The organism is Kribbella catacumbae DSM 19601, from assembly GCF_000372465.1.
Classification (GTDB): domain Bacteria; phylum Actinomycetota; class Actinomycetes; order Propionibacteriales; family Kribbellaceae; genus Kribbella; species Kribbella catacumbae.
This window is the reverse complement of the sequence record NZ_AQUZ01000019.1, coordinates 69791-94485: the sequence shown is the minus strand read 5'-3', so window position 1 is coordinate 94485 and position 24695 is coordinate 69791. Positions and strand designations below refer to the sequence as shown.

The following is a 24695-nucleotide window of genomic DNA, read 5'->3' as shown; positions in this document are numbered from 1 at the left end:
CGACCTTTAGCGATCAGCGTTCCCTCGATCCCTGAGTTAGCCTTTGGTCTTGATGGAGATTCAACTGCTGGGTGCGGTCGAGGTCACAGCCGACGGTGTGGGCCTGGACGTTGGTTCGCCGAAGCAGCGTCTGGTGTTAGCGGCGCTGGCAGCGACGCCGGGTCAGGTCGTGCCGCTCGATGTGCTGATCGATCGGGTCTGGGGTGAGGACCCGCCCGCTCGCCCGGCGGCGACGCTCTACCCGTACTTGAGTCAGCTTCGTGGCATGCTGTACGCCAGCGGGCCCCGAATCGTACGGCGTGCCGGCGGCTACGCATGTGAGGTCGCACCGGAGTGCGTGGATGTGGTGCGTTTTCGTGACCGGCTTCGCGCGGCTAAAGCAGCCGACACCGCTGCGTCGGTCGAGTTGCTCGGTGAGGCGCTGTCGCTGTGGCGTGGCGTGCCGCTGGCGGGCCTGAGCGGCGACTGGGTGATCCGGTTTCGCGACACGTTGAGCCAGGAACGACTGTCGGCCTGGCTGTTGCTCGCTCGGCACCGCCTTGAAAGTGGTGACCTCGCCTCGCTTGTGGATGGTCTGCGGGCGGTCGCCGGTGATTATCCGTTGTCCGAGCCGCTGGCCGGCTATGTGATTCGTGCACTGATCGTGGACGGGCGGCGGCTTGAAGCTCTCGACTATTACGCGAAGCTTCGCGAGTACCTGGCCGACCAACTCGGCGAGGAGCCCGGCGATGACTTGCGGGACCTGCATCTGCGGCTTCTGCGTCGGGACCCGGGGTTGGGAGCCGCCTCAGCACAGGGCGAATCGGTTCGCGTCGTTCCCCGTCAGCTGCCGGCCTCAACGCGTTGTTTCACCGGCCGCGAACGCGAACTGGGGGTGCTCGACGAACTGATCGGATCCTCGGAGAACGCGACCGCAGTGGTGATATCGGCGATCGCGGGTACAGCTGGGATTGGAAAAACCGCCACGGCGCTGCACTGGGCACACCGCGTTGCCGATCAGTTTCCGGACGGCCAGCTTTTCGTGAACCTCCGCGGTTTCGATCCGGGCGCGGAGCCGCTGTCGGCCATCGATGCGGTCCGCGGTTTCCTCGAGACGCTAGGGACCTCCCCAGGAGACATCCCGCAGCAGCAGGACGCTCAGATCGCCATGTTTCGCAGCCTCCTCGCCAAGCGGAGAATGCTTGTGCTGCTGGACAATGCGCGCGATGTCGACCAGGTTCGTCCACTCTTGCCGGGCGCGCCAGGATCTCTCGTACTGGTGACAAGCCGCAACCGGCTGACCGGGCTGGTCGCTGAGCATGGGGCCCACTCGATCCATCTTGATCTGCTCTCAGGCCCCGATGCCGAACAGCTACTGCGAGAGCGACTCGGAGCCGACCGCCTGGCCGCAGAGCCAGCGGCAACCACCGAACTGGTCCAGCACTGTGCACGGCTACCCCTTGCCCTGGCGATTGTCGCCGGGCGAGCAGCGGTTGACCGATACGTAAGCCTGGCTGCCATCGCGGCTGACCTCGCGGACAAGCGGAAGCGGTTGGACGCCCTGGACACACACGACCGGCGCACCACGTTACGGGCGGTGTTCGTGTCGTCTTATAACGCGCTGGCCCCTCCAGGGCAGCGGTTGTTCCGACTGCTCGGCGTTCATCCCGGTCCCGACATTTCGGTCGCCGCCGCAGCCAGCCTCGCCGGCGTCACGCGGCCGGCGGTTACGCGGCTACTGGGCGAGCTGTGCTACGCGAGCATGCTGATCGAGTGCGCCCCCGGCCGGTACACGTTCCACGACCTCCTGCGCGCATACGCCACCGATCTGTCTGTCGCCGAGCCCGACCAATCGGCCATCCATCGGGTACTCGATCACTATCTCCATACCGCTCACGCAGCGGAGCGTATTCTCGCTCCTCACCGCGACCCAGCCACACCAGCGGCATGTCAACCGGACGTGTTGCCCGAGGACCCCGGCGATGCCGGGCCTGCGCTGGCATGGTTCGCCGCCGAGCATCGCGTCCTGCTTGCGACTGTTGACCTGGCGGCGAAGAGCGGATTCGACCTCCACGTGACTCAGTTGGTCGAAGCATTCGCTACGTTTCTCGACCAGCAAGGCCGATGGCATGACTGGATCACCATGGAATACGCCAGCTTGGCTGCTGCTCAGCGACTGGGGAATCGGCCGGCCGAGGGCCTGGCCCGCCGCGGACTCGGCCTCGCCTACTCCCGGCTGGACCGTTTCACCGAGGCCACGGCCGCTCTCGAAGGCGCGCTCAACCTGTACCGAGCCGCCGGGGACCACGGCGGGGAGGCCAAAACATGCCTGATCCTCGCTCACCACCTGGGCCGGCAGAACAGGTATGCCGAGGCGCTCGAACACAGCAGCAGGGCGCTCGTTCTGCAGACGGCGGTCGGGAACCGGACCGGTCAGGGCCGCGCACTCAGCAATATGGCCTGGCACAACGCCAAGCTGGGGAACTTCCAGCAGGCCATCAGTGACGGCGAGCGCTCCATCGCCCTGCTCGAGGAAGTAGGCGACCGCAAAGGTCAGGGCGCCACCTGGGACACCCTTGGCTACGTGCACCATCAGCTCGGCAATCATCAACGAGCTCACGCGTGCTACCGATACGCCCTGGATCTGTGGCGCCAGATCGGCCACGGCTACTTCGAAGTGAGCAGCCTCACCGACCTCGGCGAGACCCAGCTCGCCGCCGGCGACCGCGACGCCGCACGGCGAACCTGGCAGCAAGCTCTCAATGTTCTGGACAGTCTCGACCACGTGGCAGTTGGTCAAGCCAGGACGAAGCTCCTCGACCGCATGACCGCTACTGACCAGCCAGCACCTGGGACATCCACTTAGCATTCCCGTTGCGCGCGAACTGAGCACTGAGCAACTCGCGTGGCCGTCGGCGGACCGACGACCACGCGAGGCGAACGGCTCAGCTAGCCGTAGTCTTGTCCGTACAGCGGGCCGGGTCGTCAGGCGCCACCCCACGGACGGGTTGTCAGCAGTGCGCGTGCGGGCCGCCGGCGGTGCTGGCAACATTGCCGCTCCACACCCAGCCCTTGGTGCCGGAGCTGGTGTCCTTCGCGTAATACCAGAGATTGCCGAACTCGTTGTGCTTGTAGCAGTAGATGTTCGCGTGGCCGGATCGGTTGGCGATGACGCCACATTGACCGGCCGGGCCGGTGTGGTAGGGCGCAGCTCCGTCCGTCCACAGGACGCTGTTCGTGTCGCGGTCGGGGAAGGACTGGCTGCAGTCGATGGCGTGTGCCGCGCCGATGTTGACGACCGCAAGTGACGAACCCACGAGGGCCGCCCCCGCGACCACGCGGCCAACCGATGCCAACTTGATCATGTTGCTCTCCTTTTTCAGCGCCGTTGATTCGTGCGCGGTGGTGACAGCGGCCGGGCGCCGCTGGCGAGTGCGGCAACTCAAACATTTGGCGCTTCGGAGAAGCTTCGGATTACCTTGAGGCCCCGACAGCCATCCGCTCGGCGAGGGCGCTGCGGGCTTGTGCCGCGGACTGGAGTTGCGCGAGGTAGCCGCGCCAGCCTTGATCGTGGGGTGCGAGCATCGGATGTGGAAGCCCGGTGTGGACCAGCCGCAGCCTGGTTCCGTTGCCATCGGGGTGCAGTTCGATGGTGACGGTGCTGGCTCCCGGCGGGACCGAGGTGTTTCCTTCGAATCCCCAGGTGAACCCCACCCGGTACGGCGGATCGGCGGCGCCAAGCCGCGCAGCACGTGGATCTCGTGCCAGCCGTACTACGCGACCTACAGGCCTGCCAGAACGAGGAGCACGCCGGGCGGACGGCCGTCACGCGGCCACCACCGAGCCAGCCGAGGGCAGCGGCGAGTGACACGGCGGCGACAACGACAACCCATGCCGGCGGCATCGGCCGCGAAGAGTGACGCCCTCGACAGTCGACCCGGTCCGGAAGGTCGCGACCACATTGACGAGGAACGGGCCGATGGTGCAGCCCAGCGAGGCCAAGGCGTAGGCCAGCCCGAACAGCGACGCCTCCACCCGTCTCAAGCAGGCAGAACCGGACCGCCTTCTCCGGGTGCTGTCCCATCCCCAGGTCCGTCGCCACCGACAGCGCGGCAAGCACGCCGGATAGCCGCAGATCGGCTGGCGGGCCCATCCCTCCATCTCACCACGATCGCGGGCCCGCCTGACGACAGTACGGGCAGCGGCGGCGCCATCCTAGCCTCGGCGGGCAGCGAGAAGAGTGGCCCGGATCGGGAGGCGCACGAGGCCGGACTCGTCGGCGTACTCGCCGAACAGTTCCTCGGTGCCGGCGACGATCCGCTCATACGTCTCCGGCCTGATCTGCTCGGCGAGGGGCGTGGCCTGGATCTCGGTCTGGGCGACTGCGGCCGCGGAGGGAAAGACGGCGACCCCAAGGCTCGAACGCGACTCCAACAGGGACAGTCCGGCCGCGGCGGCGAGCCCGATCAGGCCGTCTACAGCGCCCTGGGACCAGTACGTGCCGAGCAGGACCCGCGCCTCGGGTCCGGCGTGTCCGGCGACCAGTTCGACGAAGGGGCCATACGCCGGCTGTTCAGCCAGGGGCGCGTAGGTCTGCAGCGCGACCACACCGCCGGGAACGACCACGCGCGCCATCTCGGCCACTGCCCGGCCCGGGTCCGCGAAGAAGAACAGCGCGGACTGGCAGAGCGCCACGTCGAACTCGGCATTCTCGAACGGCAGGTCCTCGGCGTCGCCGTGCACCCACTCGAGGTCGGGCCTCGCACCCTGCGCCACCTCGAGCATCGCCGGGTTGAGGTCCACCCCCACGACGCGGCCGCCGTGTCCCACGACGTCCCGTGCCGCCCGTGCCACCACCCCGGTGCCGCAGGCCACGTCAAGCACGGATTGGCCGTGGTGCACCCGAGCGCAGTCCACCAACTGGGGTGCCCACTGCCCGAACAGGGCAGGAACGAACAGGTCGTCGTATACCTGCGCCTGCTCGCGGGTGAGCTGGAACGTCTCGGTCATCGCCAAGCCACCTCCTGGAGTCGGGAAACCAGCATCGACCGGGCGGACGTTCGGGACATCGGTCAGCTGACCTATCCACCGGCGCGATCGGTGGCAATCATGGACGAGTGGCCACCACCGAACGCCTCGCGTCCGCGCGTGCCGCCGCCGAGGCCGGACGCTGGGAAGAGGCACGGGCAGCCTTCGCAGCGGCGGCCGCCGCGGATGAGTCCGCCGACGCGGTCGACGGTCTCGGCCGGGCATGTTGGTGGCTGGGCGACGTACGCTCCGCGATCCGCCACCGAGAGCGTGCCTTCACGCTCCTGCGCCAGACCGGCCGCGACGACGAGGCGGTCATCGCCGCCCTCGACCTGTGCATCTGGTACCTCACAAACCTCGAGAACGACGCGGCAGCCGGCGGCTGGCTGGCCCGCGCCGAACGCGCTGCCGAGCGCACGACGGACTCGGTGGTCCGGGGCTGGCTGGTGCTGACAAGCGCCTACCTGTCCTCCGACGCCACCGAGCAACGCGACGGGCTCGAGCAGGCCCTACGCCTGGCGGCCGAGGCATCCGACGACGGGCTGCACGCGATGGCACTCGCCGACCTGGGCCTGCTTCTCGTAGCCGCCGGCGAGGTGGAAGACGGGATGGCGCTCCTCGACGAAGCGATGGCCACCGCGCTCGGTGCCTACGACGGTCGGCTCGAGATCGTGGTCTGGTCGAGCTGCAACATGCTCGCCGCGTGCAGCCTGGCCGACGACCTGCGACGTGCCACGCAGTGGTGCCGGGTGGCCGAGGAGTTCACCCAGACCTACGGCTGCCCCTTCCTCCAGGCCAGATGCCGAGCCCACTACGGCTCGATCCTGGTCGCCACCGGCAACTGGGCACTTGCGGACCCCGAGCTCCGGCGAGCCCTGGCGATGTCGGAAGACATCGGGCGCCAGCCCCTGATCGAGGCGAGGACGGCACTTGCTGTCCTTCGGCTCCGGCAGGGTCGGCTGGCCGAGGCCACCCAGCTGGCCGAGGCGCTCGACACCAGCTTCCCCGCCGCCGCCCTAGTCAGCGCGGAGGTGCGGCTCGCCGCTGGCAGGCCAGACGAGGCAACGGCACTGCTCCGCGCGGGGCTCGGGCTGCTCCATCCCGACGACCCGCAGGGCGACCTGCTCGCGGCCGCCCTCACCGAGGCGTATCTAGCCGCCGGCGACACGCCCGACGCCGAGGCGACCCTGGTTGGTCGTCGGGCCGCCCCGCCGAGGTCCGCCCTCCCCCGTGGCAGAGCCCAGCTGACCCGCAGCGCGGGGCTCGTCGCGGCGGCATCCGGAGACGCGACGACAGCGGGACGACGGCTGGCCGAGGCGCTCGCCGCCTTCGAGCGGCACGACCTCCCCTTCGAGGCCGCCCGGACGCGACTGGATCTGGCCAGGACCCTCGCCACCGCCGATCCCGAAGCGGCTGCGGGCCACGCCTCTGAGGCGCTCCGCAACCTCAGGCGGCTTGGAGCGGCCGACGAGTCGGCCGCGGCGGCCGCACTCCTCCGCGAGCTCGGCGTCGTCCCCGGACCGGAACCCCGGGACCCCGGGGTCCTCACCCGACGCGAGCAAGACGTCCTCACCCTGGTCGCCGATGGACTGAGCAACCCGGAGATCGCCGAGCGGCTGTTCCTGAGCCGCAAGACAGTGGCACACCACGTCAGCAGCATCCTCGCAAAGCTGGCCCTCCGTTCCCGCGCAGAGGCCGCCGCCTACGCCGCGCGGACACGGGACTGAAGGGCTCCGATCGAGGATCCCCTTGCGGACGGCCGGCGGAGCGTCGGCGCGAATGTCTAGGCGGGTGGTCATGTCGAGTTCGACTTCGCCGTAGGGCAGGATGTGCTGCCAGAACGGGGGTGTCAGGCCGCGCCGGTCGTGGTCGGTCAGCACGTTGGTCCACTGCTCTTCGGCGAGAACGTCTGCAGCAGCAGGGTGTTGACGATCTTCCCCGCACCAGGCTCACCCTGAGGGCCGACGGATGGTATGTCGTCGACGGTCTCGATCCGAAAGCTACAGTCCCGCTGGCCGAGTGCGAGACGATCAACATCTCAAGCCTGGTCTTTGACGCTGAAGGTGCCACCAGGCACGCAACGTGATCGAGCAGGTCGACCTACCATGGTGTGGGGTGCCGGGCCCGGCCCGGGCAGGCCTCGGATGAGCCTACCCAGGGTCGCCGGAGCTGCTAACAGAATTTCCAGCATCGGTCCGCGCACTCCGTTGAGCATCGCGGGTTCTCCTTCCCGACTCCGGCCCGAAGGAGCAGGGAGGCACGAGTTGATGATCAGTAGGCGACTCAGGGCTGCTCGGCAGGCAGAGCGGGCAGCACGCGCGGCCCGGTTTGCCGCCCTGCTGGCCGATGAGCGTGATGCCGCCCGGCTGCCGCTGCTCACGGAGGCCGAAGCGCTCGTGGTGACTCATCTGCTGGAGGACCTGATCGAGGCCCGGAGAGCCGACCCGATCGGAGATGTGGCCCGCACCTTGATCATCCGGATCTACGACCGGCTCGACCCACCGCCGACGGACCGGCGTAATTCGCCCGTGGGCCGGGGACCACACAAGTCCTGATTACTTGCCTGGTAGGGGGTAGCCGTAGACGTGGATGTCCGTCGGCGCCGGTAGGTTGTCGAACACGTCGCTCGTGTCGCCGGTCAGGGTCTTGCGAAGGAATGCCGTCACGACGCCTCTTGTCACCGTGATGGTGTCGTCGGCGGAGCCGGCGAACGGCCACCACGCCTGCTCGAAGAGTGCACCGTCCGCGAACTCGTCGTGGCTCGCGGACGGGACGACCACCTTGTACGCGCCGTGCCCGGCCCGCTGGAGCGCCGCTTCGTCTGTGTCGCGCAGTTGCCGTTCCTTGGTGAGGAAGAGGAACGGCTGCGCGGGCGCCTCGGCACCGGCACGCGACGAGAACGGGCCTCCGGCCTGTAGCCCGTCGAGGTTGACGCACCCGGCGATGCGCTGGTTGGCACGGCACATCTCGGCCGCCGCGACGCCGCCGTTGGAATGACCGATCACGGCCACCCGGGTCGGGTCGAGCCTTCCGGCCAGCAGCGACCCGGCGGCCGCGCTCCGCAGAAGCTCGGTGAGAACGAAGCGGAGGTCCTGTGTCCGCTCGTCGATCCTCGCCGACAGTTGCTCGCCGGCCTCGCGCGGCGACACGGGTCTCGGCGGCTCTTGGTAGATAGCGAGTGCGTGGTCGCGCCGGACCACGGCCGCCACCTGGTACGGGTGATTGACCCCGGCAACGACGTACCCATGGCTGGCAAGCTCCTCGGCCAGCGACGCATAGAACTCGACGTTGGTCGCGTTACCTGGAGAGAGCAGGACCAGCGGGTACGACGGCTGCGCATCGGCGATCACGGCGTCGGCCATCGCGCCGTCACGTACATACCGCAGGCCACGGACGGCGACCGTGCTGAGGTCCCCACCTGCCCGCAGGCCCGGACCGAGCACGTCGAGGTTGTCGAGGTACTGCGCGGGGCGGCCGGTACCTGGCCGGGCGGGATACCAGAGCACGAGGTGGACCTCGCGTCGGTCGTTGAGCTCGGCTGTGTGCGGCTCGGGTCGCTGCTGGTCAACCAGCATCACCCGCTGGCGCCCGACAGGATGCACTCCCGTCGGATCGGGCACCTCCAGGGACGCCATGGTCGACACACCGGCCACGGCGAGCACCGCCACGAAGACCAACGAGACCGCGGCGGCGAACCGGCGAACACGTCCGCGCCGCGAGGACCAAGACCGCGTCTCCCCAGGGCCCACAGCGCCACCCCCTTCACCACATCCTGACAGCAGTAAAGCACTGCCACACCGACCAAGCGGATCGTCCGGTGTGTGGATAGCAGTGCGGGGGCGGCGCGCGGCTCATGCGACGCCTTGATCGGGGCTCATCGCCGGACGTCGCGGAGGTTGGTCACGACCTCCTCGTCGACCGGGACTTGCTCGATCGTTTCCTCGGGGCGAGGACGACTTCGGTGACGATGAGCCACGGTGGGGTTGCGAGGTAGGCGACGGAATCCGGCTGGTGCGATGCCGAGCGGGCCCAGCAAGCAGGAGATGCCGAGAACGACGGTGACGATGCAGAGTCATCGGGGCAATGCCTCGGGTGTCCAGGCCGCCCAGGCCGAGGGCGAGGTAGAGCGCAGCCGAGGCCGCGACCCACGGCAGCCACGAGGTGCCGCCCACGTACGCGAGAGTGTGCAGTGCCGTCAGGTCTTTTTCCTCGGCGGCGTCCAGGCCCGCCTTGAGCAGCAGGGCGTCGGTCGCCTTGGAGGCGGCGACCACCACGGCCGCGCCGTACGCCACGCAGGAGTACGACGTGCCGCGCCCTCTCCTGCGGAGCGCGGCCCGGACGGCGGCGGCGAAGAACAGCAGCGCCACGCAGCTCATGGCCATAGCCAGGTACGCAACCGAGTTCCGGCGCGCGCTGTCCGCCTGCGTCGGGGTGGGCCCTGGTCTTCGAATCAGGGCTGGCCCTGACCGCACGGCGCCCGATTCATGCGCGCCCGGTAGGCCGCGGAGCGGGCTCGATGAGGGGGACCGGACTTCCCGCCTGAACGACAGCTCCGCATCCTCGACAGCTACCTGGCAACGCTCGTACGCAAAACCGGGGATCAGACAGCCCTCCACAGTGGCTCGCGGGCGTATCCGGTCGGGCTGCTATGGGGCAGACCCGGCCCTTCCGATGCGATTGACGGAACCTTCGAGGCCGTCTCAGCGGCGGAAGAACGCGCGGACGGCTTTGATCGCGACGAGTCCTGGCATCGGTGAGTTCGGCAGGACCTGAGGGGTCTGCAGCGATTCGGCGAGAGTGGGGTCCGGCGGCTCGGCGCGGTTGCCGGGCAGGGGGCGGAGCCTGGTGAGGCTGTCGTACTTCGCGTCCCACCCGGTCGATCCGGTGCGGACGAAGCCATTGAGTGCTCGCCAGAACCTTCGCTCGGCCTCGAGCGTGTCCGGCAGCACCAGGCCGAACGCCCGGGCCACCTCGACCCGGTGCGTGTTAACCAGAGCAGTGACAGCTGCACCCCAGTCGCCTGCTTGATTGACGGCCCGGCGGTAGATGAGGAGCGAGATCAGTACGCCGATCAAGCCCGCAATGACCAGCGGCCGGCCGTGATCCGGCCAGGAGCCTGGACTCGCGAGCGGTGCGAGCGTAGCCACGGTGAACAGGGCAAAGACCACGCTGCCGGCGAGGAAGACCTCGACTTCCTGTCGGGCAGCCTCGATCTGGTCGCGGACCTGGTCTTCTGCCACACCGACGAACTCGTACCACAAGATGATGATGTCGAGGCCGAACCTGGCATTCCCGTACCGTTCGAACGCGCGGATCCGGTTGCCGAGGGCCGTTGGCAACAATCCCTCTGCCGGATAGTCGCGCCAGTTCGGCAGACCACCCAGCGGCCGGTCGGTGTACAGACGTCGTACTGGCAGGACGCGGGCGCGGGCGGCCCTCCGCGCCTCGGCCGCCTCCGAGCGCAGCAACCTCAGCCGGTCGGCTCGCTTCGGATCGGAGGTACCGGAAGCCTTCGCGCGCTGCTCGGCCACTGTGAGCCGCTCGGCCAGCCGGAGGTTCTCCCGATGGAGCCAGTGGCTCGTCCTCCGGCGCTCGGCCAGCGGCTTCCACAGGTAGTACCCCTCGAACAACCGGAAGAAGAACGTCGAGTTCAGGCCGAGCACGAGCGTGATCAACAACCACGCCAGCAGGAACATCCACAGTCCCGACAGGTTGGCCTCGGCCAGACGATCTCTGACCGAGTCCGGAACGAGCCGCTCCTGCCATGCAGGCAGCGCAACGATCCACCATGCCGCCATACCGATTGCGGCCGGGACGCCCCAGGCGACCAGTACGAATGCGATCCCCTTGGCCGAGGCGATCGACTTGAAAACCTCGCTGGTCACCCCGGATCCTCCTGCCCGGAGCTCGCCAGCCGGGTACCCTCCGGCCTATCGGCGGTGGCTGCCTCGGTGGTCAGGAACAGCGTCGCGAAGGACGCCGCGTTCTGCAGCGCCGAACGGGACACCTTGGCCGGGTCGATGATGCCGGTCGCCATCAGATCCACATACTCACCCGTTGCGGCATTCAGACCCCAACCGGGCGCGAGGCTGCGAACCCTTTCCAGCACGACGTCAGCCTCGAGGCCGACGTTCGCGGCAATCTGCTTGAGCGGGGCCTCGACCGCGAACCGCACGATGGCGGCACCGGTGGCTTCGTCACCCTCGAGCTCCAGCTTCTCGAACGCGGCCGCGCTCGCCCGTAGCAGCCCGACGCCACCACCGGCGACGATGCCCTCTTCGACGGCGGCCCTCGCGATGCGGACAGCTGCCTCGATGCGCTGCTTCTGCTTGTTCAGCCCTGTATCGGTCATCGCACCGATTTTGATCACCGCCACGCCGCCGGCCAGCTTGGCCAGCCGCTGCTGCAGCTTCTCCCGGGCGTAGTCAGTGTCGGCATTCTCGATCTCGGAGCGGATCTGGTTCACCCGGCCGGAGATCCGGTCGGCGTCGCCCGAACCCCCGACGATGGTGGTCTCGTCCTTGGTGACGACGACCTTGCGGGCCTGGCCGAGCAGCTCCAGATCCACGGTGTCGAGCGGGCCAGAGATCACCTCACCGCCGGTCAGGATCGCGAGATCCTGCAGTACTGCGACGCGGCGGGCACCGGAGCTGGGAGCTCTCACCGAGGCGGCCGAGAACGTGCCACGAATCTTGTTGACGACCAGCGTGGCCATGGCCTCACCTTGAACGTCTTCGGCCACGATCAACAGCGGCCTGCCCGATCCCATCACGCGTTCCAGCAGCGGGATCAGCTGACTGGCGCTGGAGATCGTGGTGTTGGTCAGCAGGACATAGGGATCCTCGAGCACCGCTTCCGTCCGATCGGTGTCGGTCACGAAGTACGGCGAGAGGTAGCCCTGGTCAAAGCGCATGCCGTGGGCGAGCTCGAGCTCGAGGCCGAAGGTGTCGCTCTCCTCGACGGTGATGACACCGTCCTTGCCGACCTTGTCCATCGCCTCGGCGACGAGCGCGCCGACCTGAGCGCCGGCTTCGTCCAGGTCCTCGTCGGGGTCCTCTGGAGGATCTGTCGGGTCACCGGGCGGCCGGCCCAACGCCAGCGCGGTGCTGACCACAGCCGCTAGCTGCTGCTTGGAGGTAAGGCTTACCGCCCCGGCACCGAGCTCATCCACGATGGCCCTGACAGCCTTGTCTATGCCGCTCTTCAGCATCTCAGGGTGAGCGCCACGGGCGACGGCCCGCGTCGCATCCCGAACCAGCGCCTGGGCCAGCACGATGCTTGTGGCGCCGCCACTGCCGGCGGCCTCATCGGTCCGTACTGCGGCCTGCTCGAGCAGCTTGGCGCCGAGGTTCTCGTACGGGCCCTCGAATTCCACGTCGCGGCCCGTCGGTCCAAGCGTCACCCTGACCGCATCGGCAAGGGCGTCCAGCCCTCGCTCGGAACCGCGGCCCTGCTCGCCCGGAGGCTGAGTTCCCGGCATTCCAGCCACCCCACCCCTGCCCACACGATCGTCCCCATCGCGCTGTGCCAGCCAAGCGTCTCAGAACGAAAGACCGATGCCTAGTGCCCTGGCCCGCCGCAGCGGACTGTCCGGCGATCGACGCCTATCGGCAGTCCCTGGTCACCGGTACGCCGATCGCACGGCCGGCGCCTGCGACCGCCTGTCCGCCGACGTTCGGCAACACCGACATCTGGGGCAGCGCCCTGACCGACCCAACCACCGACTGAACAACGCAAGGCTCTGGGGCGCCCACAGGGCGCCCCAGAGCCAACAAGCCGGTCAGCTGGGGCCCGGCTTCCTAGGGGATCGATACGTGGTTGGTCTGCGGGTTGAGGTGGTCGAGCTTCACCACGGGCCCGCGGACTTCAGGCGCGCTCACGTCCCAGATGTAGAGGCCGCGCCTCGTGTCGCTTTCGTAGATGCGCCCGTTGTACCAGTACGACGACCAGTCGCCGCCGCGGAAGTTGATACGGCCGCCTGGGCTCGTGTCTGACGGTGGATCGAGCGGGTCGGGATCCATCCAGGCGACCTCGTAGGCGTTCGCCGGGTCGGTGAAGTCCACAAGCGCCGTGCCCGACTGGTATGAGCCATGCACGAGGAGATTCCTCGTCGGATGCGCGACGACGTTGTAGTTGTGCATTGTGCAGTTCTCGTACTGGGACTGCGGGCGGGGCAGGACGTGCCGGCCGATGATCTCACCCGTTGCGCCGTCATGGAAGAAGATCGTCTTCATCTCGTCCGTCTGTACCGAGCTGCCGGCTGTGGGCGGGCTGATCGGGGTCCCGGTCGCCTGGCAGCGCGGCAGCGTGCCGCCGCCAGGCTCCCAGCCGGTGACGAGGATCGAGCCATCCCAACTCCAGGCCGCGGAGTGGAAGCCCGTGACCGTCGGAGCCGAAGTCGCGTAGAGGAATACCGGGTTCTCGAGATCGGAGATATCGAAGACCGGAACCCCGGGGTTGCCCGCGCAGGCTGCCCTGTTCACCGAGCCAAGGATCACGCCCAGGTCGTGGCAGGTGGTGATGACCCGGCCGTCGGGCATCTGGCCAAGGGAGAACGAGCCGATGACGCTCGCCGAGCCCGGGTCGGACAAGGGAACCTCGACGATGTCCTCGCGGTTGAACGGCAAGCCCGGACAACGATTGCCGTACTTACCGGGATTCGCTTGGAGACCCGCTCCGCTGACACTGTTATAGATCAGGACTCGGTCGCCTTCTGGATCAGGGACCACTGTATGGGTGTGAGATCCACAGTCGAGTGGGACCGACGCGACGAGTTCGATGTTGCTCAGGTCGCTGATGTCGAAGATCTGGATGCCTTCGAAGCCCGTACATGGCGCAGACACGGGTGCGCAGTCGACGTCGGGCGGATTCCCCGACTGCGCTACATCGGAGCACTGATTCGTTCGCTGCGGCGAATCGACCGAACGGAACACGAGGTTCCCGTAGACTCCGACGTCACCTTGTGGGCTGACGCAGGTGAAGAACGCCCGTTCCACCGGGTTCCCCGGTGCTCGGGCGTTGATGACCCGGAAGCCGTCGTAGCGCCCCTGGATCACGGTGTCGCCCCAGAACGCCAGATCGGTGTTCCGGGTGTCCCATGGAACATCGCCAGGACCGACAGGCGGCGGACCGGTGACGGCACCTGCACGGAGGCTGGAACCGAGTAGGTGCATGTTCTGGCTGTGCGGGCGGTCGGGCGTATCGTCTGGCGGCGTAGCCGTAGCCCACGATGGAATGGCCAGGGCAGTAACGACACCGCAGACGAGCGCCGCGAAGTACCGTCGTTTCGAGGCATACATGAGTGCTCCCTTCTACTGCGCGAAGGCCTGGAACTCGGCCACTCGCACGTTGCGCGCCTGCGGGCTGGCGGTGGCGCAGTCTGTGTTCGCCCGTGGGTCGGCGTCCTGCTCACCTGCGTACTCCGGCGCGCCCGTGCACTGGTTGGTCAGCACCTCGAGCCGCAGGTGCGTCGCCGTGACATCTGGTATGTCGAAGGACCTGATCGTCAGCTCCGGCGCCCGCGGCCGCGGCGCGATCGACGGGAACGGGTCCGCTGGACTGGTGAAGACGACTTGGAACTGTGTCGGGTCAGAGCAGGCGACCGCGCCACCTGCCGTGCACGCCAGCACCCGGAACTGCCGCAGTGCGGAGAACCGGCTCTGAGTCGCGGCATCGGGGTCCGTAGCGCTCGGCGGCCGCAGCAACGCGCTGACCTGGATGTGCCTTACCTCTTGGACACCACCAGCCAGGTCGACGGTGACCTGCTTGCCGGCTACCGAGCTGCCCAGCGACGCCCAGTTGGTCGCTTCGTCGTCGTCGACGATCCTGGCCAGGTTGACCCCGTCGCCGCTCGCGGTGGCGCCGCCGGCGCTCGATGCGAGGTTGCGCGGCATCGGTACGACCAGGTCGCTTGCCTGCCCCGGGCCGAACGAGGTCGCACCGAGTCGCGCATGCCCGAATCCGGGGGCCTGAGCGATGAAGGTGTACGAGCCGGGCGCCAGCCGCACCTGGCTGGTGAGAGGCGTGGCAGGGTCGGTATCGGCCACCGGGACAGCCCGTGCCTGGTAGCCGCCGACGTACAGCCTCGCACCGGGTACGGCCTGTCCATTCTCGTCCACCGGACGGAAGGTGATTGTCGCCTCGGTTGCGAACGGCGAGGTGAAGCCGGGCCTAGGGTTGGGGTCACCGGCGCCGTTGCTCATCGCCGCCTCGCCGAGGCCGCGCTTGGCGAACGCGTTCCACAGGATGTCCTGGTTGGTCCCGCCGAAGCGGATCTGGTCCGCCCCGAGCAGCGCGTCCCGCGCGTCGACCATGCTGTTGGCGCTGTTCGCCATGAGGAGGAACGAGTCGAACACGAGCTGGGCCCACCGCCGGTTGCCCGGGCAGGACGTCACCGGAGTCTGGCCGTTGGCGCACGACTTCTGCAACGCCGGTGTTCCGGCGCCGTACCGCTGAACCATCGCAGACCGGATGTCGAAGTTCGTCGCGCTCCACAGCTCGCCCGAGGCATGGACCTGCAGCCCGACGAAGTCGTAGTCGACGCTGCTGTAGTTGAGCGGGCTGTCGCTCATGTTGTAGTTGCGGATACCGGCGATCGGGTCGGACGTGACGTACTCGCCGATCGTGAACGCCCGGATGCCGGCCGGCGCGTAGCCGTGCTCGGTGAGGTACTCCATCGCCATCAGGTCCGACCAGCTCTCGCTCATGCCTTGAGGTGAGCTGAGGCCCATGTCCGGGCCGGCGACCATCCGGTTGGTGATGGCGTGGGTGTACTCGTGGCCGATGACCGACATATCGAAGTCGCCGTCTACACACGGTGCGTAGAAGGCGCCCGCGATCGGCTGCCACAGGTACATGTTGGTGATGGGCCGATGCCCGTCACGTGGCGTGATCTGGTTGGCGTTGTCCCGCGCGGCGAACGTCGGCGGTCCACCCGTGACGCCACCGGCTTGCGCGTTGCCCTGCTCGGGGTCGTTCGCCTTGCCGCCCAGCTTGAAGTTGTCGTCCTGCAAGTTGAAGGTGGTCTCAGTGAAGCCGAGGTGGTACGACCAGTCGTGCATGCGGTTGTGCATCGCGAGGAGGTTGGCCCGGGCAGCATCGATGTCGTTGCGCGCGGCCGTTTCGAAGACGGCAGGTGAACACCTCTCCCTGAGCCATTGGTTGGTCCAGGGATAGACGTACTCACGTGTCGGGCTTGGCGTCGCCATCTCATGCCCGACCTTGAACGGATTGTTGGTGAACCAGTTGTGAACGGCGAAGGCGTTGTTGCCGTCCGTGGTCTCGCTTGGCTTGCCGTTCTCGGGCTTGATGTCCCAGGCGAGCGGTGATGCGGAGGTACCGACGATCTCGTCACAGCCCGGCCCGGCGGCGAAGCACCAGCGCTGCCTGGTGTCGGCCGAGGAATAGTCGGTCGGCGGCGTGTTGGGGAACACCTGCCACTCTGGGTTGTCGCTGTCCGAGTCGACGAGGCTCTCCCGGACGAGAACGCTGCCGTCCCTGGCGTCGACGTGGGTCGTGTACGCGACTGGCTCGGCGCCGTTGAGGTCAGAACCCAGCGTGACTTCGTACGCGGCGCGCGCACCGCGATCCGGCGTTGGAACCGCGACCAGGCGGGTCTCCATGATCCTCGTGTTCGAGATACCGGCATCGGTTGCTGCAATGCGCTCTGCGTCGGCTGCGGAGATCGTTGCCGGCTGCGGTGCGTCGGCGTCGCGGGCGAGGGACGAACTCAGATACCACACCTTGCCGTCGCGCACGCCCACCGACAGCAGGCCGTCGCGACCGGCGACGAGGTCGCCGAACCGTTGCCGGAAGACAACCGCCGCACCGGTGCCGATTGGTGCGACGGTGAGAACCTCGAGGGCGTCCGTTCCGCGCTTCGTGAGACCGAGCAGATCGCGGTTGGCCGCGACATAGGCCTTGGCTGCCTGGACCGGGTCCGCACCGAGGCCGGTGGCCAATGGCGCCCCGGTCTTGGCGAGCACGGCCGGTGTGCCCAGGCGGTTCCAGCGAGCTCGGGCAGCCAAAGCGGCGGCGCGCGCTAGCTGGCGGGCGGTCGGCGCGACCACGCCCAACCTGTTGTCCTTCTCCTTCGTGGATTGATGATCCCCCTGGATGGCGCCGCTGGGTACGGCGTCTTGCGCGTCGGAACTAGCTGCGTAGCCAGCCGGCCCCGCCGCAAGCGCAAGGGCGGTTACCGTCAACAACCCGGTTGCCGCCACTAACGCACGGGATGATCTGCGCACGTTCCTCACCTCCGGGTGGCGCCTTTGCCACCGTGGATCCGTTCCAGCTTGCTGAAGATCTCGTAGATCGTGTTACTTCCTGAAGATCTCGTAGACGGTGCCGGTCGAGAGTGACACCACGAACAGGTTGCCGTTCGGGCCGGTCTCGATGTCGGTGCTGACGCCGAAGCCGCTGCCGAACAGCAGGCTCTCGCTCTCGGTGATGTCGTGTTTCGCGTTGTTGTCCGCGACGCGGTCTTCCAGGCGTGGATCGTCGACCGCGATCATGCGCCGGTTGCCGGTCAGGTTGAAGCGGAACAGATGGCCGCCGACGGTCAGCGGCGTGGCCGCACTGACGAACAGGTCGTTGGCGTACTGCGGACCGAGCGCGCGACTCGACAGGAAGCCGATGGCCGCCGGGGGTACGGCGAACTTCCAGCTGAACTCCGGATCGCTGTACCGCGAGCCGGGCAGCACGAACAGCCGTGACAGGGCCTCCGCCGGACTGTCCGCGGTGTTGGTCGCCGGCCACCTGATCTGCTGCAACTGCGCACCCGCGAGCCCACCCGATGGTGGCAGCGTGAGCTCGATCTCCTTGAACTGCGCGATCCGGGACACCGGACCCATGGTCTGGATCCACCCGCCGTTCATGCCCCGCTCGACCCGGTTCAGCTCGTCGAACGCGTCGTCGGCGTTCTGCTGGTCCCACAGGTTCCCCGAGACTGGGTCGACCGCGATCCCGAAGGTGTTGCGCAGACCGTACGCAAACACCCGTTGGATGTTCGCGCCCGCTTCCCCGCCGACCTGGGCCCCTACGCCGAAGAACGGGTTGTCCGAAGGCGTCGACCCGTCATCGTTCACCCGGAGGATCACACCACTCAGGTGGGCGTTGTCGGGAGCAGGTCCGCCGAACTGGTCGTCAGCCGTCGGCGGCGTCGGCCCCAGGGGGAGGTTCTGCATCTGGCCGCGGCGGCCCAGATCCCCGACCGGGATGTACAGCTTCCCGTCGGCCCCGAAGGCTATGGAGCCGCCGTCGTGGTTCCCGCGCGCCGGCTGAGCACTGTCGTTCTGGCCGGCGGGCTCCGGTGCGCCGTCGTGCTGGAACGACCGCAGCATGACCAGATTGCGATCGAACACCAGCGCCGACCCCGTCCACTCGAAGCGGTCGACGCGGTTTCCGAGCAGCGGGACGGCCAGAATGTTCGCGCTGTCAACCCCCGCGTCCGGAGTCTCGGCGCATCGCTCGCGCGCTGGGATGAACGGACTGCTCGCGTCCGGAGGTGGAGCCGTGCAGCTCCAGTACAGGTAGACACCCGGATCGTCCGGGAAGTCCGGGTGTAACGCGATGCCCAGCAGCCCTCGCTCGGACGCGGAGTTCACCGCGAGGTCGAGCACAACCCCCGGCGCCGCCCCGTCGACAACGCGCTTCACGTTGCCCGTGTTCTTCTCGAGCACCAGGAAGTCGTTCGGGCCCAGGAACGCCATGGTGCTCGGGGTCACCAGCCCGCTGATCACGGTCCTGACGCCGAGATCGGGGTCCACCACCGTCGGCCCGGTTTGCGCCGCCACCGGTGACGGTGCGGCTCCCACGGAAGCTGCCAGCCCAGCCAAGGCGACCACCACCACGAGCCGTGAAGCCGTCGCACGCAATCGGTTCATGAGGTACCTCCCTCGATCGAACACCAGCGGGATAACGTGTAAGGGCCGCCGGCCGGAGCCCGGGTGCTGTTGGCGGGCCCAGGCCGGCGGATGCGGTTGCGATTACGGGAGTGAGAATTCCTGGGTTTGCGGGTTGAGGTGGCCGAGGCGCAGCGCGCCGCCGGTTACCGCTGCGCTGAGCCTGAAGAGGTTCAGGCCCTCAGTGATGCTCGATTCGTAGATGAAGTTGTTGTACCAGTACGACGACCAGACCCCGCCCAGGTCGGGTGGTGCGATGACAGGTGGGTCGGACCAGCCCACGGTGGTCGGGTTGGCTGGATCGGTGAAGTCGGTCACCCAGGTGCCGGCCTGGTAGTGGCCACCGACAGCGACGTACCGGCCGCTGCGAAGCGGCACGATGTTGTAGTTGTGGATCGTGCAGTTCTCGCCGACGCCGTCCTGGCCTCGTGGCAGGGTCCATTGACCGAGTTTTGCGCCAGTAGTGGCGTCGTAGAAGAACATGCTCTTGTCGACCGCTGGGTCGGTGGTCTGGCATTCGGTGTCGGCACCGCCGCCGGGTTCCCAGCCGGCCGCGATGACCTTGCCGTCCCAGGTGAAGATGCTCGAGTGCCAGCGTCCGTTCGTGCCGGCCTGGCCGACGCCTGGTTCGGTGATGGTCAGCAGAAGGACCGGGTCCTCGGGGCTGCCGCCCGGCGTACTGTTCGCGCCGATGTCGAAGACGTTGATGGTGTCGGCGCTGGCGCAGACCACCTTGTTGACCGTGCCGAGGATCGCGCCCGCGTCGTGACACCCGGTGCGCACGTTCGTCGTCGGTCCGGCGAGTGGTTCGCGGTGGATGAGGCTCGCGGCTGCCGGATTGTCGACCGGAACGGCGATGACGTCCATGAAGTCACCGACCGGGTCGTCGTTGGCCCGCGTGCCGTCGACGCAGCCTGCGCTGCTCGAGTTGTTGCTGTAGATAATCAGCCGTCCCGCGGAGACTCCGGCGCCGGTGAGGGTGTGTGAGCCGCACGGTAGCGAGACAGAGGCCACGAGCGCGGGGTCCGAGAGGTTGCTGATGTCGAAGATGTGCACGCCTTCCCAGCCGGCCGGGACGGTCTGGCCGTCGCAGAGCCTAGGAGTGGTCTTCTTCGAGTTCCATGACCGGACCAGGATGTCGCCCCGGACGTAGATGTCTCCCTGGTCCCCGTTGCACCGCTGGTGCAGCAGTTCCTGCGGGTTGTCCGGGTCGGCGATGTCGATCACCCGGAAGCCGTCGTAGTTGCCGTGGAATGCCAGCCTGCCTTGGAAGGCGATGTCTGAGCTGATGTGGCGCACGCCGTCCGGTTCCCCCAGGAATGTCGCCGGGTGTGGGCTGTGTCCCTTTGCATGCATGTTCGGTGTGTGCGGGTCGGTCGCGTGGTCGGCGACCGCCGTCACAGGAACCACGAGGATCCCGGCGCTCACGATCGCGCCGAGGACAAGACGAATGTGCCGTGACATGAACTTCCTCCTGACTGGTGATAGGGCTGTCAGGCACAGACCGGTGCGGTCGGCCCCGACGGTTCCGGGGCCGACCGTCGGCCGTCAGCGGAAAAGAACTTCCTGGGTCTGCGGGTTGTCGCGGTTCAGGCTCGCCGCGCCGGCCACCGCCGGATGGTTGATGGAGAAGACGTCGAACCCACGGGTGATGTCGTTTCCGTAGATGAACCCGTTGTGCCAGTACGTCGACCAGGTGTTCGCGGCGATCGGGTCACCGGCTCGGTAGAAGCCGATCTCCACCGGGTTGGCCGGGTCGGTGAGGTCGGCCACCGTCGTACCGCCCGTGTAGGCCGCCGACACCAGGATGTCTCGGCTCACACCGGGTACGAGGTTGAAGTTGTGCATCGTGCAGATACCCGTCTCGGCGCGGGGCAGCTTGTAGTGCCCGAGCTCCGCGCCCGAGGCGACGTCGTAGATCCAGACGGCACCGGTCGTCGGTGGGTCCTGCGCGCGGCACCGCGCGAGATTGCCGCCGCCCGCCTCGTCACCGAACACGACGCGCTCCCCGTCCCAGGTGAACTGCGCCGAGTGCCAGGCCCGAACCTCCTCGGTGGTCAAGGTGTGCAACACCTTCGGCGCACTGCGGTCGCTGATGTCCCAGATCTGGCCGACGCTGAGACATGCCGCCGCCGCGAGCTCGAGCGGTTGCAGCACCGTGATGTCGTGGCAACCTCTGGTGTCCAGCAGGAAGCCGGGCGGTACGAGATCGTCGAGCTCCAACCGGGATGCGTCGAAGACCGGCACGCCGGTCGTCGCTGGGGTCGCTACGACCTTTGCCTTCTCCGGGTTCCGCAGCGGGACGTGGATGATCGAGATCTTGCCGTGGTCAGGCTGGCAGTGCGGTCCGATCGACGTCGCCGTCAACCCGAATGACGACACGTAGACGAACAAGCTGCCCTTGCCGGCTGGTGCGAGCGTGTTGGTGTGCGAGCCGCAGTCGGTGCGTACCGACGCGAGGTGCTTGACGTTGCCCGGATCTCGCACGTCGAAGATCCGAACGCCTTCCCAGGCGGCCGGGTTCGCGGCCGTGGTGTTGGCGCTGTCGCAGGCCGGCTTGGTTTGCGGTGTGTCGACGGACGAGAACAACAGGCCGTTGTAGATCGACACGTCGCCTTGCCCGCCGTTACAGGGGAAGAACGTGACCTGCTGTGCGGCCGCTGGGTTCGAGATGTCGATGATGCGGAATCCCGTGAACGCTCCCGCATAGGCGTACCGGCCTTCGAACGCCAGGTCGGACTGGGTCGCGGTGCCGACCTTCGGGAGGTTCTTCAGCAGCGTCATGTTGTCGCTGTGCAGGTCCGGTGCACCACCGCCTGTGGGCGGATGGGTTCCGTGACCATCTTCCGGATCATGTGCGCCCGCCGCGAGCGGGACGAGCATCAGGCCCGCCACCGTCGTCCCGATCGACAGGAGGCGCCAGTGCCGCCTCATGTCCACTCCTTTCGAGAGACGCGCAGTAGCCGTGTTGCCACTGCCCGTGAAGCGGCCGTGATCGGGCCGGAGTGTCGACCGGCGAATCTGCCTGCACCTCAGCACGCCGGCTGGCCTGACCAGCGGGCAGTTGATGTCCCGGTGATCGCTCGACTACCCGGACGCCCCCCGAGGATGCGCGACCTCTACCGACGATCCGCAGCCCTTCGCTCGATGTCAACGGCTCAAGGCAACCGTTCGGCGAACACGTGCGGCGTCTCAGCGCAGGAAGGTGAGCACGCGCTGCGAGAAGTCCTCCGGAATCAGGTCGATCGCGATGTGCTGCTGGCCGTCCATGACGGTGACCCGCGCATCGGGAAGGGCGGCGGCGACGGTCTCGTAGTCTGCCTGCATCGCGGGCGGGCTGTCGCCGCCGACCATGAGCAGCACCGGCACCGTGATCTTCTTCGCCTCCTCGGGATCGAGGCGTCGCTCGCCATGCCCGCGGTCCTCACGGGTGATCGTGTGCGCCGCGGCGATGCGCGCCTGCCAGGCGGGCAGGGCGCGATACCGCTCGAACTCGTGGTCGGGCATTCGCACGATATCGCGGAAGAACACCTCCAGCGCCCGCTCACGCTCGCCCTCGGCCAGCAACGCGTCCATCCGCTCCTGAACCGCCGGAGGGATGGCCAGCGCCTCCGGGTTCGGCGCGGGCCAACCCTCGTAGAGCACCAGCTTGCGGATGTTCGAGGTCAGTGTCGCGGCGCCGAACGCGCAGAACCCGCCGAACGAGTGGCCGAGCAGGTCGACCGCCGCACCGGACGTGTCGGCCACGTCATCCACCACGGCGGCGACGTCCCCGAACTCGCGGACCCCGTCGTACTCGGCCGCGTCTCCGCTGCCACCTCGGCCGCGGCGGTCCATGGCGTGCACCGTGGCGTGCGGCTCCAGGTACTGCAACACGGGTGCCCAACGAGTGTGGTCGGCCGTCGTGCCGTGCACCAGCACGAGCGGCGGACCGTCGCCGCTCGTCCAGTAGGCGATCTCGGTGCCGTCGCGGGACACCACCCGCGTGATGGTGGGTTCCTCCGTGCGTGTCATGGCAACCACTCCTTCGTCCAGTACTGCCACGCTCCTCCGGCGGCGCCGGGGCACGCATCGGTAGGGCTACCCATCCCTTGTTCGCGAGCAGGTGATGCTCCGCCAACAGGGCAGCCGCCACACGGCTGGACGCCGCGCCCGCGGTCCGGCTGGACGCGACACTCGGCTAGGCCAGGTCTGCTCGTACGACGACGGCGACGGCGACGTGGGCGTGCCGGTCGGCCGGGATGAGGTTTCGCATCAGGTGGATCACGTCGGGGGAGAAGAGGGGGTAGAGCGCGCAGTCGTCGATGCTGAGCGGCTCCCTGGATAGCACTCCTACCCCGTTGAATCCGGACTTCTCGAGGCGTTTGACGAAGTCGTCCTCGGCGAGTGCGCCGGCAATGCATCCAGCCCAGGCGGCCGGCTGGGTCAGGATCTCCGGGGGAAGGTCGTCTTGTTCGACCGTCAGGTCCGAGACACAGAGCCGCCCGCCCGGCCGGAGTACGCGGGCGCATTCGGCCATCACCCGTGCTTTCCGGGCGGACAGGTTGATGACGCCGTTGGAGATGACCAGGTCGACGGTGTCGTCGGGGAGCGGGATCGACTCCATCTCCCCTTCGAGTGGCTCGATGTTGGATAGCCCGGCCTGGTGTGCTGCTGACGTGGTGCGGTCGAGCATTTCGGGGAGGAAGTCGAGCGCGACTACCCGGCCGGATGGCCCGGTTCGTTGCGCGGCGAGGACGCTGTCGATGCCGCCCCCGCAGCCGATGTCGAGGATGGTCTCACCCGGCTGGATGTCGGCGAACCGTAGATGGTTCGCGACGCCGAGTGCGCGGTCGACGGCCGCGCGGGGGACGGCGGCGAGTTCGGATTCGCTGTAGATCTTGTGCGCGACCGCGGCGGTGGTGGGGGGCACGTGGCGGTAGGCGTCGCGGACCAGCGCCTTCACCTCGGCGCCGTACATCAGGTCGCGGTTCATCAGTCCATCTCCTCGAGCGTCTGGTTGAGCCGGTGCAGGACGTCTACCGGGATGTCAGTGGTGGCCGATCGGGCGAGAACCTGCCGGAGCTCTCCGGCGAATTCGACTTCACCGCAGCAGCGGCGGCAGCGCGCGAGGTGTTGCTCGACGAGCGCACGATCGGCCTCGTCGAGGGTGTCGTCGAGGTACTCCCAGAGGTGCCTGACGGCTTCATGGCAGCTGATCATCGTGCACCTTTCCGGAGTAGGCCGGTTTCCTCGGCGTAGGCCCACATCTGGACCTCGAACAACTTGCGACCGCGGTGCAGGCGAGCCAGTACGGTTCCCAGCGGTACGTCGAGCAACCGGGCAACCTCCTTGGCCAGGAAGCCGTCCATGTGAACCAGCACCAAGGGAATCCGGTAGAGCGGCGGTAGCCGCAGGAGCACGGCTCGGACATCCTCGGGGCCGAACTCTTCGAGGAAGTCCAGGTGGAGAGAGTCCGAGTACGGGAAGGGGTCCTCGTAGGCGATCTTGCGGTAGAGGGAGAACCGTTCGGCCTCCTCGAAGTCGATCTGTTGCGGTCGCCGGGACTCGGTTCGGCCGCGATCGCGGCAGCAGTTCACCAGGATGCTGGTCAGCCAGGCGGGGCCGGACTCCGCGGTCTTGAGTTGGCCGTATCGCTCGAAGCCTTTCAGCAGGCAGTCCTGTACAGCGTCCTCGGCGGCGTCACCGACGAGGCGTCTGGCGATCGAGTAGAGCCGGGGAAGCTGGCCGGATGCGAGCACACGGAAGCTCTCCCTCAGCTTGGTTCGGGAGTCATCCACCGTTCCC

At 67.8% G+C, this 24695-nt stretch carries 21 protein-coding genes; 4 read left to right on the top strand and 17 right to left on the bottom strand.

Going from position 1 to position 24695, the window contains the following annotated elements; all coding sequences use genetic code 11:
* Positions 1–52 precede the first annotated feature (52 nt).
* A complete protein-coding gene (locus A3ES_RS47840) occupies positions 53–2845 on the top strand; it encodes an AfsR/SARP family transcriptional regulator (RefSeq protein ID WP_020388764.1) in 2793 nt (930 codons plus the stop codon).
* Positions 2846–2990: 145 nt separating this feature from the next.
* On the opposite strand, the gene A3ES_RS0120740 is transcribed toward A3ES_RS47840, so the two are convergent.
* The 4 genes from A3ES_RS0120740 to A3ES_RS0120725 all read right to left on the bottom strand — a co-directional run bounded on the left by A3ES_RS0120740 (position 2991) and on the right by A3ES_RS0120725 (position 4989).
* Positions 2991–3344 (bottom strand): hypothetical protein, encoded by a 354-nt coding sequence (locus tag A3ES_RS0120740; RefSeq protein WP_020388763.1) that lies wholly within the window; start codon positions 3342–3344, stop codon positions 2991–2993.
* Between the two features lie 109 nt (positions 3345–3453).
* Complete coding sequence (locus A3ES_RS47835) at positions 3454–3747, bottom strand: SRPBCC family protein (RefSeq protein ID WP_083933565.1); 294 nt, start codon at positions 3745–3747, stop codon at positions 3454–3456.
* Between the two features lie 57 nt (positions 3748–3804).
* Positions 3805–4023, bottom strand: coding sequence for a hypothetical protein (locus tag A3ES_RS0120730; RefSeq protein WP_157630647.1), 219 nt, complete (start codon positions 4021–4023; stop codon positions 3805–3807).
* 171 nt (positions 4024–4194) lie between these two features.
* Positions 4195–4989: a class I SAM-dependent methyltransferase gene (locus A3ES_RS0120725; RefSeq protein WP_020388761.1), complete on the bottom strand. Its 795-nt coding sequence runs from the start codon at positions 4987–4989 to the stop codon at positions 4195–4197.
* Between the two features lie 107 nt (positions 4990–5096).
* On the opposite strand from A3ES_RS0120725, the gene A3ES_RS0120720 reads away from it, so the two are divergent.
* Positions 5097–6734 (top strand): LuxR C-terminal-related transcriptional regulator, encoded by a 1638-nt coding sequence (locus A3ES_RS0120720; protein ID WP_020388760.1) that lies wholly within the window; start codon positions 5097–5099, stop codon positions 6732–6734.
* 540 nt (positions 6735–7274) lie between these two features.
* Positions 7275–7562: a hypothetical protein gene (locus A3ES_RS0120715; RefSeq protein ID WP_020388759.1), complete on the top strand. Its 288-nt coding sequence runs from the start codon at positions 7275–7277 to the stop codon at positions 7560–7562.
* Here A3ES_RS0120715 and A3ES_RS0120710 read toward each other — a convergent pair whose 3' ends face one another.
* From A3ES_RS0120710 to groEL, 4 genes are all read right to left on the bottom strand, one after another.
* Positions 7563–8642 carry an alpha/beta hydrolase family protein gene (locus A3ES_RS0120710; RefSeq protein ID WP_157630646.1) on the bottom strand — a complete coding sequence of 360 codons (1080 nt, stop codon included), beginning with the start codon at positions 8640–8642 and terminating at the stop codon, positions 7563–7565. It lies immediately after the preceding gene.
* 216 nt (positions 8643–8858) lie between these two features.
* Complete coding sequence (locus A3ES_RS0120705) at positions 8859–9383, bottom strand: hypothetical protein (RefSeq protein ID WP_157630645.1); 525 nt, start codon at positions 9381–9383, stop codon at positions 8859–8861.
* Between the two features lie 324 nt (positions 9384–9707).
* A complete protein-coding gene (locus tag A3ES_RS0120700) occupies positions 9708–10892 on the bottom strand; it encodes a hypothetical protein (protein WP_020388756.1) in 1185 nt (394 codons plus the stop codon).
* Positions 10889–12487: a chaperonin GroEL gene (gene groEL, locus A3ES_RS0120695; RefSeq protein ID WP_020388755.1), complete on the bottom strand. Its 1599-nt coding sequence runs from the start codon at positions 12485–12487 to the stop codon at positions 10889–10891. Before groEL ends, A3ES_RS0120700 begins: the two co-directional genes overlap by 4 nt.
* Before the next feature lie 83 nt (positions 12488–12570).
* Between groEL and A3ES_RS54140 the strand changes: the two genes are divergently transcribed.
* Complete coding sequence (locus A3ES_RS54140) at positions 12571–12735, top strand: hypothetical protein (protein WP_020388754.1); 165 nt, start codon at positions 12571–12573, stop codon at positions 12733–12735.
* 71 nt (positions 12736–12806) lie between these two features.
* Here the strand turns inward: A3ES_RS54140 and A3ES_RS0120685 are convergent, their stop codons facing one another.
* The 9 genes from A3ES_RS0120685 to A3ES_RS0120645 all read right to left on the bottom strand — a co-directional run bounded on the left by A3ES_RS0120685 (position 12807) and on the right by A3ES_RS0120645 (position 24688).
* Entirely contained in the window at positions 12807–14306 is a 1500-nt protein-coding gene (locus A3ES_RS0120685) for an LVIVD repeat-containing protein (protein WP_157630644.1), read from the bottom strand.
* Between the two features lie 12 nt (positions 14307–14318).
* A complete protein-coding gene (locus A3ES_RS0120680; RefSeq protein ID WP_026163054.1) occupies positions 14319–17252 on the bottom strand; it encodes a M36 family metallopeptidase in 2934 nt (977 codons plus the stop codon).
* A gap of 72 nt (positions 17253–17324) precedes the next feature.
* On the bottom strand, positions 17325–18890 hold the full coding sequence (locus A3ES_RS0120675) for a PQQ-dependent sugar dehydrogenase (protein ID WP_020388751.1): 1566 nt from the start codon (positions 18888–18890) through the stop codon (positions 17325–17327).
* A 102-nt stretch (positions 18891–18992) separates the two neighbouring features.
* Complete coding sequence (locus A3ES_RS0120670; protein ID WP_020388750.1) at positions 18993–20372, bottom strand: LVIVD repeat-containing protein; 1380 nt, start codon at positions 20370–20372, stop codon at positions 18993–18995.
* Positions 20373–20456: 84 nt separating this feature from the next.
* The gene (locus A3ES_RS47830) at positions 20457–21842 is read right to left on the bottom strand and encodes an LVIVD repeat-containing protein (RefSeq protein ID WP_020388749.1); all 1386 of its coding nucleotides are present in this window, start codon (positions 21840–21842) and stop codon (positions 20457–20459) included.
* Positions 21843–22100: 258 nt separating this feature from the next.
* Positions 22101–22922: an alpha/beta fold hydrolase gene (locus tag A3ES_RS47825; protein WP_020388748.1), complete on the bottom strand. Its 822-nt coding sequence runs from the start codon at positions 22920–22922 to the stop codon at positions 22101–22103.
* Positions 22923–23088: 166 nt separating this feature from the next.
* Complete coding sequence (locus A3ES_RS0120655) at positions 23089–23883, bottom strand: methyltransferase domain-containing protein (protein ID WP_020388747.1); 795 nt, start codon at positions 23881–23883, stop codon at positions 23089–23091.
* Positions 23883–24110, bottom strand: a complete 228-nt coding sequence (locus A3ES_RS0120650) for an anti-sigma factor family protein (protein WP_020388746.1) — start codon at positions 24108–24110, stop codon at positions 23883–23885. The genes A3ES_RS0120655 and A3ES_RS0120650 overlap by 1 nt, the downstream gene beginning before the upstream one ends.
* Positions 24107–24688, bottom strand: coding sequence for an RNA polymerase sigma factor (locus A3ES_RS0120645; protein ID WP_020388745.1), 582 nt, complete (start codon positions 24686–24688; stop codon positions 24107–24109). Before A3ES_RS0120645 ends, A3ES_RS0120650 begins: the two co-directional genes overlap by 4 nt.
* Positions 24689–24695: the final 7 nt, after the last annotated feature.